The organism is Pseudomonas sp. GW821-FHT11G12, assembly GCF_058808055.1.
The window spans coordinates 57970-74904 of the sequence record NZ_JBXARH010000013.1; the positions used below are offsets into that span (position 1 = coordinate 57970).

Consider the following 16935-nt stretch of genomic DNA (forward strand, 5'->3'; position numbering starts at 1 on the left):
ATAAACAGCCCTGTCGCCTTTAATTCAAGCAGGGAAAAGAAAAAGGTGGAGAGTCGATCTGTAAGCCGGGTTCTGTCTTGAACAGTCATTCGTCTACGATGGCCATCACTGGACATCTTTAGCAACCTACCCGGTCCCAGCGCGGGCCACGCCTTGGGACCCTATTTGGTCTTGCTCCAAGTGGGGTTTACCTAGCCACGAACTGTTGCCAGACGTGCGGTGCGCTCTTACCGCACCTTTTCACCCTTACCGGCGCCGAAGCGCTTAGGCGGTTATTTTCTGTGGCACTTTCCGTAGGCTCACGCCTCCCAGGCATTACCTGGCACTTCGCCCTATGGAGCCCGGACTTTCCTCCCCCCCCTAATTTTCATAGAGGGCAGCGACTGTCCGATCGACTCTCCGCCGCGCAGGTTAACGGCAGAGCGCCCGAAGAACAAGCGCTAATAGCCCGCAAACCGGTCTGCGCGACGGGTTACGCGTCTTTTTGCTGATCCAGCGCGACTTGATACAGCACGTTTTTGCGCTCACCGGTGATTTGCGCCGCCAGAGCCGCGGCACGCTTGAGCGGCATCTCTTCGAGCAACAGATTGAGGATGCGCATCGCCTCGCTGCTGACGGCATCTTCGGATTCCGGCGCAGTCCAGCCAGCCACCACAACAACACATTCGCCACGCTGTTGATTGCTGTCCGCCTCGACGAATGCGCGCAACTCGGCCAGCGGCAGGCCCTTGAGCGTTTCAAAGGTCTTGGTGATTTCACGGGCGAGCAACGCCGGGCGATCAGCGCCAAACACGGCTTCCATATCCTGCAGACACTCAAGAATACGATGCGGCGCCTCGTAGAAAATCAGCGTGCGCGGCTCTTCCTTGATCGCCTCAAGACGCGCCTTGCGCCCCACCGCCTTGGCCGGCAGAAAGCCTTCAAAGATGAAACGATCGGACGGCAGACCGGCAGCCGACAGTGCCGCAATCAACGCGCAGGCACCCGGTACCGGCACCACATTGATCCCGGCGGCACGAGCCTGACGCACCAGGTGATAACCCGGATCGGAAATCAGCGGCGTACCGGCATCGGAAATCAGCGCCACGTTATCGCCAGCCAACAGACGGGTGATGAAGCGACTGCCTTCGTCACGCTCATTGTGTTCGTGACAGGCCGCCAGCGGTGTAGTGATGCCGAAGTGCTGCATCAGACGCTGGGAATGGCGCGTGTCTTCGGCAGCAATCAGCGCCACTTCGCGCAGGATTTTCAACGCCCGGGCGCTGATGTCATCCAGGTTGCCGATGGGCGTCGCCACCACATAAAGCGAGCCCATAGCGGAATTCAAAGCACCTGGAGCAGTCAAAGCGCACACCTCATGATCGGTAAAAACCGCCATTGTAGCGCGTCGAGCGACCGGCGATGCGGTCGCGGCAGACACGGTTTGTCGCACCATTGTGCGGTCGCGCAACATTTGTATCAGCTAAATTGACGGTTTCACGCCAGTAACATCGCGCCCCGGCCAGCGCTTGGGTACAATTCGACGCTAATTTGATCGAGTATCAGGAACACTTACATGATCGCTTGCCTGCGGCTGTTCACTGCCCTCTGCCTCGCTGCCTTGCTGGCGGCTTGCGCCAGCTCCCCTTCCTCCAGCCTTGGCGAACTTCCACGGACTCCGGATGCCAGCATCGAGCAACTGCTCGAACAGGCCGCCCAGGCCAAATCGCCGGACAAGGCTGCACTGCTGCGCCTGAGTGCGGCGGACATGGCTTACCGTCAAGGCAATGCCGGACAATCCGCGCAGATCCTGCAACAGGTGCCAATGGAGCAACTCCAGCCGGGCCAGCAGGCATTCGCCAGCACATTGGCCGCTGAACTGGCCATGACCCGCAATCAGCCAAAAGCCGCGCTGGCAGCCTTGAACCATCCAAGCCTGCAGCGCCTGAGCGAAATGTCGATTCCGCTGCAGGTTCGCGCCGGCACCGTTCATGCCCGTGCTCTTGAGGCCGATGGCCAGACACTGGCTGCCGCCCGCGAGCGCATCTTCATCGCACCGATGCTGGAAGGCGAAGCCGCCAGCAAGAACCACGAAGCGATCTGGACCCTGATTGCGTCGCTGCCGACCGATCAACTGCAACCGAACACGACCGACGATCTCGGCGGCTGGATGAGCCTGGCTCTGGCAGTGAAAACTGCCGGCACCCTCGAGCAACAGCAAGCCGCCATTGATGCCTGGCGCTCGCAGCACCCGAAACACCCGGCCGCGATCAACCTGCCGCTGCCACTGACCAAGCTCAAGGAACTGGCCAGCCAGCCGTTGAGCAAGATCGCCCTGCTGCTGCCGCAGGATGGCCAACTGGCCTCGGTCGGCAAGGCCCTGCGTGACGGCTTCATGGCCGCGCACTACCAGGCTCAGCAAGCGGGTCAGAAACCACCGGCCATCGTGTTCTACGACAGCTCGCACCTGACCAACATGGACGAGTTCTACCGCAAGGCCCAGGCCGACGGCGTGCAACTGGTTGTCGGGCCACTGGAAAAACCACTGGTCAAACAGCTGAGCACCCGCCCGCAACTGCCGATCACGACCCTCGCGCTGAACTACAGCGAAGGCGACCAGGGCCCGGCGCAACTGTTCCAGTTCGGCCTGGCTGCTGAAGACGAAGCCCGCGAAGTGTCCCGCCGCGCCCGTGCCGACGGTCTGCACCGCGCCGCGATCATGGTGCCGAAAGGCGAATGGGGCGACCGCGTCCTGCGTGCGTTCAGCCAGGACTGGCAAGCCAATGGCGGCAGCATCGTCGCCACCGAGCGCGTCGATCAGCCTGTGCAACTGGCCCAACAGATCGCCGACATGTTCCAGCTGCGCCAGAGCGAAGCCCGCGCCAAGAGCCTGCAGAATGCTGCCGGCACGAACGTCGCCGCCCAGCCTTCGCGTCGCCAGGACATCGAGTTCATCTTCCTCGCCGCGACCCCGCAACAGGCGCAGCAGATCAAGCCGACCCTGAACTTCCAGTACGCTGGCGACGTGCCGGTCTACGCGACCTCCCATGTGTTCAGCGCCAGCGGCGACGTGAACCAGTACAACGACATGAACGGTGTGCGCTTCTGCGAGACCCCATGGTTGCTGGATGCCAACGATCCGCTGCGCAAGCAGGTCACCGCACAGTGGCCACAAGCCTCCGGCAGCCTCGGCCGCCTGTATGCGATGGGTGTTGATGCCTACCGCCTGGCGCCACGCCTTGATCAACTCAAGGCGCTGCCGGACAGCCGCATCGACGGTCTGTCGGGTAGCCTGGGCATGACTCAGACACAACGCGTCGTGCGTCAACTGCCATGGGCTCAGTTCGTCAGCGGTCAGGTTCAGCGCCTGCCGGACACTCCGCGCTGATGCCCGACAGGTCAAACCTGCAAAGCGGCAAGGATGCCGAGCGCCAGGCGCTCGAGCATCTGCAACACCAGGGTCTGCGCCTGCTGGCGCAGAACTGGTTATGCAAACGCGGCGAGCTTGATCTGGTCATGCTTGATGGCGATACAGTAGTATTCGTCGAAGTACGTTACCGAAAGAACACTCAATGGGGTGGAGCGCTCGACAGTATCGACGGGCGCAAACGGCAGAAACTGATTTTCGCCGCACAGTATTTTCTTCAGCGCGAGTCGCGTTGGGCCAATTCCCCCTGCCGCTTCGACGTGGTGGCCATCGACAGCCACCAGGGTCAGCTGAACTGGTTGCAGAATGCGTTCGACAGTTGAGCGCCTGCGCCAACCTGGACATTTTCACTCAACACTTTTGCTCTTTGCTTTGCGGGCTGCACATTCACGTGCCGGACAGCCGCGCTAATTAAGGTCACACAGATGGACATGCAATCCCGAATTCGCCAGCTTTTTCAGGCCAGTATCGACACCAAGCAACAGGCGATGGACGTACTTGCACCGCACATCGAGCAAGCCAGCCAAGTGATGGTCAACGCCTTGCTCAACGAGGGGAAGATGCTCTCGTGCGGCAACGGCGGTTCGGCCGGCGACGCCCAGCACTTCTCCTCGGAACTGCTCAACCGCTTCGAGCGCGAGCGCCCGAGCCTGCCAGCAATCGCCCTGACCACCGACAGCTCGACCATCACCTCGATCGCCAACGACTACAGCTACAACGAAGTGTTCTCCAAGCAGATCCGCGCGCTCGGCCAGCCAGGCGATGTATTGCTGGCGATTTCGACCAGCGGTAACTCGGCGAACATTATTCAAGCGATCCAGGCCGCACATGATCGAGAAATGATTGTCGTAGCATTGACCGGCCGCGATGGCGGCGGCATGGCGTCGTTGCTGTTGCCCGAGGACGTCGAGATTCGCGTACCGGCCAACGTCACCGCACGTATTCAGGAAGTCCACTTGCTGGCGATCCATTGCCTTTGCGATCTGATCGACAGCCAACTGTTCGGGAGTGAAGAATGACCCCTAATCGCCTTGGCCTTCTGGCCTTGACCCTGTGCCTCGGAATTACTGGCTGCACCTCCGTGGTGAATGCCAGCCGCGAAGCACCGATCGAAGACGATCGCGGCACCCGCACCTTCGGCAGCAAGATCGACGACTCACTGATCGAAACCAAAGTCGGCGTCAATGTGTCCAAGGCCGATCCGAACATGGACAAAAAATCGCACATCGTCGTCACCAGCTTCAACGGCGTCGTGCTCTTGGCTGGCCAGACCGAGAACGCAGACCTCAAAGCCAAGGCCGAACAGGCTGCCGCCAACGTGCAACGAGTGAAGACGGTGCACAACGAGTTGCAATTGATTGCACCCTCAAGCTTCCTCGCCCGCCAGAATGACTCCTGGCTGACGACCAAGATCAAAACCCAGATGCTTGCCGACGCCAACATTCCCGGCTCGCGCATCAAAGTCGTGACCGAGAACGGTATCGTCTATCTGCTCGGCCTGCTGACCAAGCAGGAAGCGGCCCAGGCCACCAACCTGGTGCAGGGTGTTTCCGGCGTGCAGAAAATTGTGAAGCTGTTCGAATACATCGACTGATACGCAAAGCGCAGGCACAAAAAAGGCGATCCGGTTGGATCGCCTTTTTTATTACTTCACCACTTTCAGGCTTGGCCGACCGCTTGGGCGCGGCGGCTCGCTGTCCGGCGGCGGAATATCGTCATCCTGTTCGATCTCGTCTTCGTCATCCATCGGCGACTCCAGATCGAACACCATGCCCTGACCGTTCTCCCGGGCATAAATACCCAGGATCGCGGCAATCGGCACATACAGGCTGTGCGGAACGCCACCGAAGCGACCTTCGAAGGTCACGACGTCGTTGTCCATGTGCAGATGACGCACGGCACTCGGCGAAATGTTCAGGACAATCTGCCCGTCACTGGCAAAACCCTGCGGCACCTGCACTGCCGGGTATTCGGAATTGACCAGCATGTGCGGGGTGCAATCGTTATCCACAATCCACTCGTAGAGCGCGCGGACCAGATAAGGTCGACTGGAGTTCATAGCGGCTCCTTAAGCCTTAGCGCATGTCGCGTTCGACACCAGACAGACTCGCCTGGAAAGCCTCACGCGCAAACTGACGCTCCATATAATCAAGCAGCGGCTTGGCTGGCCGCGGCAGTTCTATACCCAGAATCGGCAAACGCCAGAGTATTGGCAATAGGCAGCAATCCACCAGACTTTGTTCCTCACTGAGGAAAAACGGCTTGTCGGCAAACAACGGCGACACGCCCGTCAGGCTTTCGCGCAATTCCTTGCGCGCCACGACACGCGCGGCTTCCTTGGTGCGTGAATCCAGAATCAGATCCACCAGACCACACCAGTCGCGCTGGATACGGTGTATCAACAGACGACTGTTGGCACGCGCCACCGGGTACACCGGCATCAATGGCGGATGCGGGTAACGCTCATCCAGATATTCCATCACCACGGTCGACTCCCACAACGCCAGGTCGCGATCGACCAGCGTCGGGAGACTCCCGTAAGGGTTCACCTCAATCAGTTTAGGCGGCTGACGACCAGCCTCCACATAAATGATTTCGGCGCTGACACCCTTCTCTGCAAGCACGATGCGCACTCGGTGGGAATAGTGGTCGGCGGGGTCGGAGTAACAGGCCAACCGATTGGTCACGCCCATGGCGATCCTCCTCGCTTGTTGAAATTGTCGGAGCCGGAAAAACGCGCGCGCCCAGAGGGCGCCTCCCGCAACACCTGACAGACCAGGCGTTGCGTTTTCAGAGGCGCCCTTGGGCGCGCGCGATTAACAGCAATTGCTTGAAGCGTTATCAGTGCACGTCTTTCCAGTATTCACGCTTGAGCAGGTAGGCGAACACAAAGAAGAACGCCAAGTACAGCAAGACGTAAGTACCGATGCGCTGATGTTGCAGCTTAACCGGGTTAGCCGAGTAAGCCAGGAAGGTTACCAGATTCTTGACCTTCTCATCGAACTGCTCTTCGTTCAGGGCTCCGGTTTTCGGCACGATGGTCAACTGATCGCACGCTTCATGAGTCAGAGGCGTACCGGTCAGCGGGTCATATTGCTTCTTGCCGTTTTCGACGATCTGCACCTGCTTGCAACCCACGACCTGACGACCTTGCAGGCCGACCAGCACGTTTGGCATGCCGACGTTCGGGAAGACCTTGTTGTTCACGCCCCATGGACGCGCAGGATCTTCGTAGAACGACTTGAGGTAACCGTAGAGCCAGTCAGTGCCACGAACACGAGCCACCAGAGTCAGGTCCGGCGGCGCGGCGCCGAACCAGGTCTTGGCGTCGGCCGGCTGCATGCCAATGGTCATGTGATCGCCAATCTTGGCGCCAGTGAACACCAGTTTCTGCAGCATCAGATCATGTGGTACGTCGAGGTCATCGGCAACACGCTCGTAACGCTGGAATTTGGCGCTGTGGCAACCCATGCAATAGTTGGCGAAGGTACGCGCACCATCCTGCAGGGCAGCCTTGTCGGAAACGTCGATGTCGACTTTTTCCAGCTCCGGACCACCGTGTTCGGCGGCGAAAGACAGCACTGGCAGCGCAGCAAAAATCAGAGCAAAAAATAACTTTTTCATCAGCCAGTCACCCTTTCCGGAACCGGTTTGGTCTTCTCGAGCCTGGTGTAGAACGGCATCAGAATGAAGTAGGCGAAGTACAGGAAGGTGCAGATCTGCGATACCAGCGTGCGCTCCGGCGTCGGCGCAAGAACACCCAGAATGCCGAGGATCACGAAGGAAATGCAGAACACCACCAGCCAGATTTTGCTCATCCAGCCTTTGTAGCGCATCGACTTGACCGGACTGCGGTCGAGCCATGGCAAGACAAACAGAAAGGCAATCGAGGCCCCCATGGCAATAACCCCCATGAGCTTGTCCGGTACCGCACGCAAGATCGCGTAGAACGGCGTGAAGTACCAGACCGGTGCAATGTGCTCTGGCGTCTTGAACGGGTTAGCCGGCTCGAAGTTTGGCTTTTCGAGGAAGTAACCGCCCATTTCCGGGAAGAAGAACACGATGAAGCAGAAGATGAACAGGAACACCACCACGCCGACAATGTCTTTCACGGTGTAGTACGGGTGGAAGGCGATGCCGTCCAGCGGGATACCGTTTTCGTCTTTGTGCTTCTTGATGTCCACGCCGTCCGGGTTGTTCGAACCGACTTCGTGCAACGCCAGGATGTGCAGCACCACCAGACCGAGAATCACGATCGGCAGGGCCACAACGTGCAGGGCGAAGAAGCGGTTCAGGGTGATTCCGGAAATCAGGTAGTCACCACGAATCCACTGGGTCAGGTCGTTGCCGATGACCGGAATCGCGCCGAACAGCGAGATGATCACCTGGGCGCCCCAGTAGGACATCTGGCCCCATGGCAGCAGATAACCCATGAAGGCCTCAGCCATCAGCGCCAGGTAGATCAGCATGCCAAACACCCAGACCAACTCACGCGGTTTCTGGTACGAACCGTAGAGCAGGCCACGGAACATGTGCAGATAGACCACGATAAAGAACATCGAAGCGCCGACGGCGTGCAACAGACGCAAGATCGAGCCGTAACTGACGTCACGCATAATGCCTTCAACGGAAGCGAACGCCTCTTCCGCCGACGGGGTGTAGCTCATGGTCAGCCAGACACCGGTGACGATCTGATTGACCAGAACGAGCAGTGCCAGCGAGCCGAAGAAGTAGAAGAAGTTGAAGTTTTTTGGAGCGTAATACTTGCTGAGATGGTCTTCCCACATCTTGGTGGCGGGGAAGCGCGCATCAACCCAATCCATGAACTTGCTCATCACGCTTTCTCCGTATCGACGCCAATGACAATCAGATCATCGGTCTCATAGGAATGCGGGGGTACTGGCAGGTTCAAAGGCGCAGGTTGCGACTTGTAGACGCGGCCAGCCAGATCGTAGTGGGAACCGTGGCAAGGGCAGAAATAGCCGCCTACCCAGTCTTTTCCCAGATCCGCGGGTGCCACTTCGGGACGGAAGGTCGGTGAGCAACCCAGGTGAGTGCAGATCCCGATCAGCAGCAGAATTTCCGGCTTGATCGAACGCACTTCAGGGTCGACATAGGTAGGTTGCGTGGAGTTTTTGGAGGTCGGATCGGAGAGCTGGCCCTCGATCTTCTTGAGATTCCCCAGGATTTCCGCAGTACGGCGAACAATGAATACCGGCTGGCCGCGCCATTCAGCAATCATCTGCTGTCCGGGCTCGATTTTGCTGACATTCACTTTCACCGGTGCACCGGCAGCTTTCGCCTTGGCACTGGGAAACCATGACCCCACGAACGGGACCGCAGCCCCCACCGCTCCTGCAGCACCCACCACGGATGTGGCTGCTACCAAGAAGCGACGCCGGCCTGCATTCACGCCGTCATTGCTCATTCAGTCCTCTCCCATCAGCTTTGTGGCCTGTTAAATCAGGCATCTACTAAATATGAATCTATGTACTTATAAAAATTTTGCCGAATGGTAATGAAAACCCCCAATTCTGACAAGGTAATTACCCGGAGGGGTGGCCCCCAAGCCTTGTAGTATAGGGGGTCTACGAATGTGGCAAGTTGTCACAGCGCAATTATTCGAGAAATCGCACGCATAAAAAAACGCCCGCTTCCGTGAGGAATCGGGCGTTCTTTTTGAACGTGGAAGCGAAATTAACGCTTCGAGTACTGCGGACGCTTACGCGCTTTACGCAGACCAACTTTCTTACGTTCAACTTCACGGGCATCGCGGGTAACGAAGCCAGCTTTGCGCAGAGCGCTACGCAGGGTTTCGTCGTAGTCCATCAGAGCGCGAGTGATGCCGTGGCGGATTGCGCCAGCTTGACCACTTACACCACCGCCGATCACGGTGACGTAGATGTCGAATTTCTCGACAGTCTCGGTCAGTTCCAGCGGCTGACGAACTACCATGCGGGCAGTTTCGCGGCCGAAGAACGAATCCAGCGAACGGTTGTTGATGGAGATGTTACCAGTACCCGGACGCAGGAAAACGCGTGCGGTTGCGGTCTTGCGACGGCCAGTGCCGTAATTTTGAGTCGCCGACATAATGAACTATTCCGTTAAATCTTCAGTTCTTGGGGCTGCTGAGCAGTATGAGGGTGTGCAGCGCCCGCATAGACTTTCAGCTTACGGTACATGTCGCGACCCAGTGGGTTCTTAGGCAGCATGCCTTTAACCGCGGTCTCGATCACGCGCTCAGGGGCTTTGGCGATCAGCTTTTCAAAGTTGATCGACTTGATGCCGCCCGGGAAACCGGAGTGGGAGTAGTACATTTTGTCAGTGGTTTTAGCACCGGTAACACGGATCTGCTCGGCGTTGATTACGACGATGTAGTCGCCGGTGTCAACGTGAGGAGTGTACTCAGGCTTGTGCTTGCCACGCAGACGGCTCGCGATTTCGGTGGCCAGACGACCCAGGGTCTGACCAGCAGCGTCGACGACAAACCAGTCGCGCTTTACTGTTTCCGGTTTAGCAGTAAAAGTTTTCATTCTTTATAGCCTCAGGGGCCGCCTGTAAATAAGACGGCGGATCTTACTGAATAGTGCGTACTTTGACAAGTCAAAGGCAGCCGGATACAGACGCTTTCGGGGGCTCGGGTCGGCGCGTCCGTTCAACGGCAAGATTCTTCGGCGGCGGCGCATCACTTCCACTGCAGAAAGAGGTCGGCAATTATGCAGATTGCGAAAAAAATTTCAACCTGCTTTTATGCTTGTTTTGCCCAAGGAGCACCCGATGGACTATCGCCAGCTAGGCCGTACCGACCTGAACGTGAGTGCAATCTGCCTCGGCACCATGACCTGGGGCGAGCAAAACACTGAGGCTGAAGCCTTCGCCCAGATCGAACGGGCCAAGGGCGCCGGGATCAATTTCATCGACACCGCCGAGATGTACCCGGTGCCGCCGAAAGCCGAAACCTATGCCACCACCGAGCGCTACATCGGCAATTACTTCAAGAGTCGCGGCGACCGCGCCGACTGGATCCTCGCCAGCAAAATCGCCGGCCCCGGCAACACCATCGACTACATCCGCGACAAGAACCTGCGCCACAACCGCCAGCACATCACCGAAGCCGTGGACGCCAGCCTCAAGCGCCTGCAGACCGACTACATCGACCTGTATCAATTGCACTGGCCGGAGCGCAGCACCAACTTTTTCGGACAGCTGGGCTACAAACACAAGATCGAAGCCAACCTCACCCCGCTCGAGGACACCCTTGAAGCGCTCGACGAGCAAGTGAAGGCCGGCAAGATCCGCCACATCGGCCTGTCCAACGAAACCCCGTGGGGCACCATGCGTTTCCTGGCTTTGGCCGAAGCCCGTGGCTGGCCGCGCGCGGTGTCGATCCAGAACCCGTACAACCTGCTCAACCGCAGCTTCGAAGTCGGTCTGGCGGAGATCGCCATTCGCGAACAGTGCGGCCTGCTCGCCTATTCGCCGCTGGCGTTCGGTTTCCTGTCGGGCAAGTACGAAGGTGGCGCCCGTCCGCCAAAAGGTCGCCTGAGCCTCTACAGCCGCTTCAGCCGCTATTTCAACCCGCAATCGGAAGCGGCGTGCAGCCGTTATGTGGCACTCGCCCGGGAACACGGCCTGGATCCGGCGCAAATGGCGTTGGCCTTCGTCAATCAGCAACCGTTCGTCACCAGCAACATCATCGGGGCGACGACGCTTGAGCAGCTGGACAGCAACATTGCCAGTTTCTATCTGAATCTTTCAGACGAAGTGCTTGAAGGGATTGAAGCGATTCACAAGGATCATCCGAACCCGGCGCCTTGATCCGGCGCTAAAAGCCGCGCTCCCACGCACAAGCGTGGGAGCGCCCAGGTCATAGCGACCGCGCAATGATCTCTTTCATGATTTCGTTGGTGCCGGCATAGATCCGCTGCACCCGCGCATCCGCCCACGCCCGGGCCACCGGGTACTCCCACATGAAACCGTAGCCGCCATGCAACTGCACGCACTCGTCGAGCACCTTGCATTGCAGGTCGGTGCCCCAGTACTTGGCCATCGCGGCGGTCGGCACGTCGAGCTTGCCTTGCAGGTGCAGCTCCAGGCAGCGATCAACGAACACCCTGCCGATCTGAATCTCGGTGGCCATTTCCGCCAGCTTGAAGCGCGTGTTCTGGAAATCGGCGATTGCCTTGCCGAACGCCTTGCGGTCACGGGTGTAATCCAGCGTCCATTGCAGCGCCGCCTCGGCCGAGGCCAGCCCGCCAATGGCCACGGTCAGACGCTCCTGCGGCAATTCCTGCATCAGATAAGCAAACCCGGCCCCAGCCTGACCCAACAGGTTTTCCTTCGGCACTCGCACGTCCTGGAAGAACAATTCCGACGTGTCCTGAGCCTTCATTCCAACCTTCTCCAGGCGCTTGCCCTTGTCGAAGCCCGGCGTGTTCGCCTCCACCAGAAACAGGCTGGTGCCCTTCGCTCCAGCCTTGGGATCGGTCTTGGCGACGACGATCACCAGATCCGCCAGGAAGCCATTGGTGATAAAGGTTTTCGAGCCGTTGATCACATACTCATCGCCGTCCAGCACGGCGGTGGTCTTGACCCCCTGCAAGTCGGAACCCGCGCCTGGCTCGGTCATGGCGATGGCCGTAACCATCTCGCCGGACACCAGTTTCGGCAGGTACTTGTGCTTCAACGCCTCGCTGCCGTAATGCAGGATGTACGGCGCGACGATGTCCGAATGCAGCGAGAAACCGATGCCGGTCAGCCCCAGCCGTCCGACTTCCTCGATCACTACGGCGCTGTACAGAAAGTCCGCCCCCAGCCCGCCGTACTCCTCCGGCAGGTGTGAGCAGAGCATCCCCGCCTCCCCTGCCTTGTTCCACAATTTGCGGTCGATGTAGCCTTGTTTTTCCCATTGCCCGTGGAACGGCACGGCCTCTTTTTCGAGGAATGTCCGCACGCTGTCGCGGAACAATTCGTGCTCGGAGCTGAACAGGGTTCTGGGGATCATGCGACACCTTTTCTTTATTGTTGAAGGGATCAGACCTTCAGAGACTAAGCCTCGCTTCCGATACAGGACACTGGACACATCCGACAAAAAATAAGACGATCCAGCCGTCTGGTGACCACTTTCCCTTATAAAAACAAAAGTTGAATTATGTCTAAGCAAGTCTCCACGCCCTTGCGGCGCGTCAGCATCCTGGCGATCGACCGGGTTTTCGCTTCCACCCTCATGCAAGCCAAGGATTTCTTCCATCTGGCCAGCCTGCGTTATGGCAAACAACTGGGCCACGGCCTGACTCCGGCGTTCGAAACCCGCCTGGTCAGCCCCGACGGCAAACCGGTGAACAGCTTCAGTGACGTGGTCATGCCGGTGGACGGCGGCCTGGAAAACGCCGACGTCATCATCCTTCCAGCGTTTTGGGATGACTTCGACACGCTCTGCCAACGTTATCCACAGGTGCTGCCGTGGCTGCGCGAACAACACGCCCGTGGCGCAGTACTCTGCGGCGAAGCCACCGGGGTGTTCTGGCTGGCCGAAGCCGGCCTGCTCAATGGCAAGGAAGCGACCACCTACTGGCGCTTCTTCAATGCCTTCGCCGAGCGTTTCCCGCAGGTCTATCTCAATCAGGACAAGCACCTGACCGACGCCGACAACCTGTACTGCGCCGGCGGCACCACCTCGGCCTGCGACCTTTACATCTATCTGATCGAACGCTTCTGCGGCGCCAATGTGGCGCAAGCTGTAGCCCGCGACATCCTCTACGAAGTGCAGCGCAGCTATTCGCCGGGCCGCATCGGTTTCGGCGGGCAGAAACTGCACCAGGACGTGATCATCTTGCAGATCCAGCACTGGCTCGAAGAGCATTTCGCCGACAAGTTCCGCTTCGAAGACGTGGCCCGCGAGCACGGCATGAGCATCCGCAACTTCATGCGCCGCTTCCAGACCGCCACCGGCGACAAGCCGCTGCACTACCTGCAACGGCTGCGCATCGAGACCGCCAAAGGCTTGCTCTCCGGCAGCCGCAAGAGCATCAAGACCATCAGCTACGAAGTCGGCTACGACGATGCGAGCTTCTTCGCACGTCTGTTCCGCCAGCACACCGAACTGTCGCCGAACCAGTATCGACAGCAGTTCCAGCAAGCTGCCTGACGATTCGACCAGACACAAAAAAGGGCCTGCATCTGCAGGCCCTTTTTGTTTGCCGAATCCGCTTAAGGCTTGTGTGCCCTGGACAGGAATTCGTGGGATTGCATTTCCAGCAGACGGCTGAGGGTCCGCTGGAATTCGAACGTCAGACGCCCGCCGGTGTACAGGTCTTTCAACTCGACTTCGGCAGAAATGATCAGCTTGACGTTACGGTCGTAGAACTCGTCGACCATGTTGATGAAGCGCCGGGCGATGTCATCGGTAGCGACGCTCATCTGTTCTACGCCACTGAGCAACACAGCGTGGAAAATCTTGCCCAGTTCAATGTAGTCGTTCTGGCTACGCGGGCCGTCGCACAGTTCGCGGAAGTCGAACCAGGCCACGTCATCGCAGGTGCGCAGCGCGCGGATTTCGCGGTTTTCGATGATCAGCACATCGTTTTCCACGGCAGCCGTGCATTCCGGCGTCAGCGCACGGAAGCTCTTGCGCAGGCTTTCATGAGCGGCTTCGTCGAGCGGGAAGTGGAACAGCTCCGCTTGTTCGAGGTGGCGCAGACGGTAGTCGACGCCGCTGTCGACGTTGACGATCTCGGTGTTCTGCTTGATCAGCGCGATGGCCGGCAGGAAGCGCGCGCGTTGCAGGCCGTCCTTGTACAAGCCGTCCGGCACGATGTTCGACGTGGCGACCAGGGTCACGCCGTTCTTGAACAGCTCTTCCATCAGCGTGCCGAGGATCATGGCGTCGGTGATGTCGGAAACGAAGAATTCATCGAAGCAGATGACCCGCGATTCAGTCGCGAAACGCTTGGCGATGATGGTCAGCGGGTTTTTCTCGCCGCCGAGGGTCTTCATCTCTTCGTGCACGCGCTTCATGAAGCGGTGGAAGTGGGTGCGGGTCTTTTCCTTGAATGGCAGCGCTTCGAAGAAGGTGTCCACCAGGTAAGTCTTGCCGCGACCCACGCCGCCCCAGAAGTACAGGCCCTTGACCGGGGTCTGATCCTTTTTGCCAAACAGTTTGCCCAGCAAACCCGGCTTGTTCTGCTCTGCCGCGATCAGATCGTCGTACAGGCGTTGCAAGTGACGCACGGCAGTTTCCTGCGCCGCGTCATGGAAGAAGTCCGGGCGTTTCAGATCAGCTTGATATCGTTCTAGGGGCGTCATAATTCGTTAGCAAGGCAACAAAAACGGGCCGTCACTGTAGCGATGGCCCGTGGGAATGGCAATCGGCCCTTGGTCGGGCCGGCCCGTTGATTATTCCTGAACCGGTGTCAGAGCGATCCGCAAAGCTTCGACGGCCGCATCCCGCGCAGCCACGTCGGCGAACGCCGGGCTGTCGCCGACGCACTCGCCTTCCAGCCAGACGCTGAAGCTCAGGTCTTCGCTGCGCACATCCAGCGCCTGACCCGATTGCAGCTGCTTGGTCACCTGGCCCGCGGTCTTGCCGTCGGCGAAGTTGCGCGAGAGCAGCAATTGCTCGCCATCGGCGGCCAGCAGACGGAAACGGAAGCTGCCGTCGTCTTCGCGGAAACTGACGAAACGCGCGGCTTTCGCAGCCTTCTTCTTGGTGGTCGCGGCAACCTGAACCTGATTGACGAACGAGCGCAGGCCAACCGCTTCACGCAATTCATTAAGGAACGGCGTCGCTACCGCACGGGCCTTCTTGGCGCCGTGTTGCAGGATGTCTTCCAGATCCGCCGGACGCTCGATCAACTGGTGATAACGCTCGCGGGACTCGCCCAACTCGTTGTCCAGCAGCTGGAACAGACGGTTCTTCGCCTCGCCCCAACCCAGACCGCCCAGCAGCTCGCTGCGGAACTCGTCGGCCTGCGTCGGCGTGGAGAACGCCTGGAACAGGGTGAACAGGTGCGAATTGTCAGGATCTTTCGCTTCTCCCGGCGCGCGGGAGTCGGTAACGATGCGCGAGATCGCGTCCTTCATTTCCTTGGCGCTGGAGAACAGTGGAATGGTGTTGTCGTAGCTCTTGGACATCTTGCGACCGTCCAGGCCAGGCAAGGTGGCGACGCTTTCCTCGATCAGCGCTTCGGGCATGGTGAAGAACTCCTTGCCCTGGCCGAACAGGTGGTTGAAGCGCTGGCCGATGTCACGCGCCATTTCCACGTGCTGGATCTGGTCGCGACCGACCGGCACCTTGTGTGCGTTGAACATCAGGATGTCCGCTGCCATCAGCACCGGATAGCTGTACAAGCCCATGGTGATGCCGGCATCCGGGTCTTCGCCGGTCTCGACGTTCTTGTCCACCGAGGCCTTGTAGGCGTGGGCGCGGTTCAGCAGGCCCTTGGCAGCGACGCAGGTCAGCAGCCAGGTCAGCTCGGGGATTTCCGGGATGTCGGACTGGCGGTAGAAGGTCACGCGGTCCACATCCAGGCCACCGGCCAGCCAGGTCGCGGCGATTTCCAGACGCGAGCGCTGGATGCGCAGCGGGTCATCGCACTTGATCAGGGCGTGATAGTCGGCCAGGAAGTAGAACGAGTCGGCATTGCTTTCGCGGCTGGCGAGAATCGCCGGGCGGATGGCGCCGGCGTAGTTGCCCAGGTGCGGGGTGCCGGTGGTGGTGATGCCGGTGAGGATGCGGGTACGGTTCGTCATGGGTAATCGCTTGTCAGACTGCAATCAATTCGAGAGACGCGGCAGGATCAGATCCTTGAGATCGGTCAGCTTGCCATGAAAAAAGTGTCCGCATTCTGCCACTTTCAGGAGCTCATGGGGGCGCTGGAGTTTGTCAGACCAGTCGTAGACCAGCTGCGGATCGATCACTTCGTCGGTTTCCGGCTGGATCACCGTGAGTTCGCCCTGCTGCGGCAACTGATCCTGATCGCCCAGGCGCATGACCGCTGGCGCGACCATGAACAGGTGCTTGAGCTGTACGCCCTGGGCTTCGAGTCGGCCGCCGAGACTTGCTGCAACAAACCCGCCGAAGGAGAAACCGAACAGGGTCAACGGCAGATCCGGGTGCTTTTCCAGCAGCCAGGCAGCGGCTGCCTGGGCGTCGTCGACTTCACCGCTGCCCATGTCATGGGAACCTTCGCTGGCACCGACGCCACGATAGTTGAAGCGCAAGGTGATCAGACCGGCATCGCGCGCGGTGCGCTGCAGGGTCGAGACGACCTTGTTGAGCATGGTGCCGCCCTGCACCGGGTTGGGGTGGCAGATCAGCGCGATGCCGCGCGGCTGCTCGTTGTCCAGGTACAGACTTTCAAGTTGACCCACCGGGCCATCAATCACTACAGGGGTTTCACGCATCAGCAAGGAAGGAACTCCGTGACCTCGAATCGGGTCGACTCGTCTAGCAAATTGTCTGTGCCAATCTATTGCGAGTGAATCGCGGTATACAGCGCAGGTTCGAGCCGTTAACGTAAAGCAAAGCC

At 59.2% G+C, this 16935-nt stretch carries 18 protein-coding genes and 1 other RNA gene; 6 read left to right on the top strand and 13 right to left on the bottom strand.

Annotated elements, in window-relative coordinates; genetic code table 11:
* Positions 1–45: 45 nt before the first annotated feature.
* Together rnpB and rsmI are read right to left on the bottom strand one after the other, a co-directional pair.
* Positions 46–399, bottom strand: an RNA gene (gene rnpB / locus AC1RR7_RS28740) — RNase P RNA component class A.
* 73 nt (positions 400–472) lie between these two features.
* Complete coding sequence (gene rsmI, locus AC1RR7_RS28745; protein ID WP_173861362.1) at positions 473–1315, bottom strand: 16S rRNA (cytidine(1402)-2'-O)-methyltransferase; 843 nt, start codon at positions 1313–1315, stop codon at positions 473–475.
* Between the two features lie 240 nt (positions 1316–1555).
* On the opposite strand from rsmI, the gene AC1RR7_RS28750 reads away from it, so the two are divergent.
* From AC1RR7_RS28750 to AC1RR7_RS28765, 4 genes are all read left to right on the top strand, one after another.
* Positions 1556–3367 (top strand): penicillin-binding protein activator, encoded by a 1812-nt coding sequence (locus AC1RR7_RS28750; RefSeq protein ID WP_096822837.1) that lies wholly within the window; start codon positions 1556–1558, stop codon positions 3365–3367.
* Positions 3367–3729, top strand: a complete 363-nt coding sequence (locus tag AC1RR7_RS28755; protein WP_102621243.1) for a YraN family protein — start codon at positions 3367–3369, stop codon at positions 3727–3729. Before AC1RR7_RS28750 ends, AC1RR7_RS28755 begins: the two co-directional genes overlap by 1 nt.
* Positions 3730–3831: 102 nt before the next feature.
* Entirely contained in the window at positions 3832–4425 is a 594-nt protein-coding gene (locus AC1RR7_RS28760) for a phosphoheptose isomerase (RefSeq protein WP_007928463.1), read from the top strand.
* Entirely contained in the window at positions 4422–5000 is a 579-nt protein-coding gene (locus AC1RR7_RS28765; protein WP_096822839.1) for a BON domain-containing protein, read from the top strand. Before AC1RR7_RS28760 ends, AC1RR7_RS28765 begins: the two co-directional genes overlap by 4 nt.
* A 51-nt stretch (positions 5001–5051) precedes the next feature.
* On the opposite strand, the gene AC1RR7_RS28770 is transcribed toward AC1RR7_RS28765, so the two are convergent.
* The 7 genes from AC1RR7_RS28770 to rplM all read right to left on the bottom strand — a co-directional run bounded on the left by AC1RR7_RS28770 (position 5052) and on the right by rplM (position 9939).
* Entirely contained in the window at positions 5052–5465 is a 414-nt protein-coding gene (locus AC1RR7_RS28770) for a ClpXP protease specificity-enhancing factor (RefSeq protein WP_065261496.1), read from the bottom strand.
* Positions 5466–5481: 16 nt separating this feature from the next.
* Positions 5482–6099 carry a glutathione S-transferase N-terminal domain-containing protein gene (locus tag AC1RR7_RS28775; protein ID WP_096822840.1) on the bottom strand — a complete coding sequence of 206 codons (618 nt, stop codon included), beginning with the start codon at positions 6097–6099 and terminating at the stop codon, positions 5482–5484.
* 148 nt (positions 6100–6247) lie between these two features.
* Complete coding sequence (locus tag AC1RR7_RS28780) at positions 6248–7030, bottom strand: cytochrome c1 (protein WP_102621241.1); 783 nt, start codon at positions 7028–7030, stop codon at positions 6248–6250.
* Positions 7030–8241 carry a cytochrome b gene (locus AC1RR7_RS28785; protein WP_102621240.1) on the bottom strand — a complete coding sequence of 404 codons (1212 nt, stop codon included), beginning with the start codon at positions 8239–8241 and terminating at the stop codon, positions 7030–7032. The genes AC1RR7_RS28780 and AC1RR7_RS28785 overlap by 1 nt, the downstream gene beginning before the upstream one ends.
* Positions 8241–8834: a ubiquinol-cytochrome c reductase iron-sulfur subunit gene (gene petA, locus AC1RR7_RS28790; RefSeq protein ID WP_003228055.1), complete on the bottom strand. Its 594-nt coding sequence runs from the start codon at positions 8832–8834 to the stop codon at positions 8241–8243. Before petA ends, AC1RR7_RS28785 begins: the two co-directional genes overlap by 1 nt.
* Before the next feature lie 269 nt (positions 8835–9103).
* Positions 9104–9496: a 30S ribosomal protein S9 gene (rpsI, locus tag AC1RR7_RS28795; protein ID WP_007961615.1), complete on the bottom strand. Its 393-nt coding sequence runs from the start codon at positions 9494–9496 to the stop codon at positions 9104–9106.
* Between the two features lie 14 nt (positions 9497–9510).
* Positions 9511–9939 carry a 50S ribosomal protein L13 gene (rplM, locus tag AC1RR7_RS28800; protein WP_003228062.1) on the bottom strand — a complete coding sequence of 143 codons (429 nt, stop codon included), beginning with the start codon at positions 9937–9939 and terminating at the stop codon, positions 9511–9513.
* Positions 9940–10183: 244 nt separating this feature from the next.
* Here rplM and AC1RR7_RS28805 point away from each other — a divergent pair, with 244 nt between their 5' ends.
* Positions 10184–11224 carry an NADP(H)-dependent aldo-keto reductase gene (locus AC1RR7_RS28805; protein ID WP_096822843.1) on the top strand — a complete coding sequence of 347 codons (1041 nt, stop codon included), beginning with the start codon at positions 10184–10186 and terminating at the stop codon, positions 11222–11224.
* A 49-nt stretch (positions 11225–11273) separates the two neighbouring features.
* On the opposite strand, the gene AC1RR7_RS28810 is transcribed toward AC1RR7_RS28805, so the two are convergent.
* Complete coding sequence (locus AC1RR7_RS28810; RefSeq protein ID WP_273541234.1) at positions 11274–12410, bottom strand: acyl-CoA dehydrogenase family protein; 1137 nt, start codon at positions 12408–12410, stop codon at positions 11274–11276.
* A gap of 246 nt (positions 12411–12656) precedes the next feature.
* On the opposite strand from AC1RR7_RS28810, the gene AC1RR7_RS28815 reads away from it, so the two are divergent.
* A complete protein-coding gene (locus tag AC1RR7_RS28815; protein ID WP_173861364.1) occupies positions 12657–13553 on the top strand; it encodes a GlxA family transcriptional regulator in 897 nt (298 codons plus the stop codon).
* A gap of 62 nt (positions 13554–13615) precedes the next feature.
* On the opposite strand, the gene zapE is transcribed toward AC1RR7_RS28815, so the two are convergent.
* The 3 genes from zapE to AC1RR7_RS28830 form a co-directional block, all read right to left on the bottom strand.
* A complete protein-coding gene (gene zapE, locus AC1RR7_RS28820) occupies positions 13616–14710 on the bottom strand; it encodes a cell division protein ZapE (RefSeq protein WP_045121816.1) in 1095 nt (364 codons plus the stop codon).
* Between the two features lie 90 nt (positions 14711–14800).
* Entirely contained in the window at positions 14801–16156 is a 1356-nt protein-coding gene (locus AC1RR7_RS28825; RefSeq protein ID WP_493158863.1) for a tryptophan--tRNA ligase, read from the bottom strand.
* A gap of 24 nt (positions 16157–16180) precedes the next feature.
* The gene (locus AC1RR7_RS28830) at positions 16181–16810 is read right to left on the bottom strand and encodes an alpha/beta hydrolase (RefSeq protein ID WP_096822852.1); all 630 of its coding nucleotides are present in this window, start codon (positions 16808–16810) and stop codon (positions 16181–16183) included.
* Positions 16811–16935: the final 125 nt, after the last annotated feature.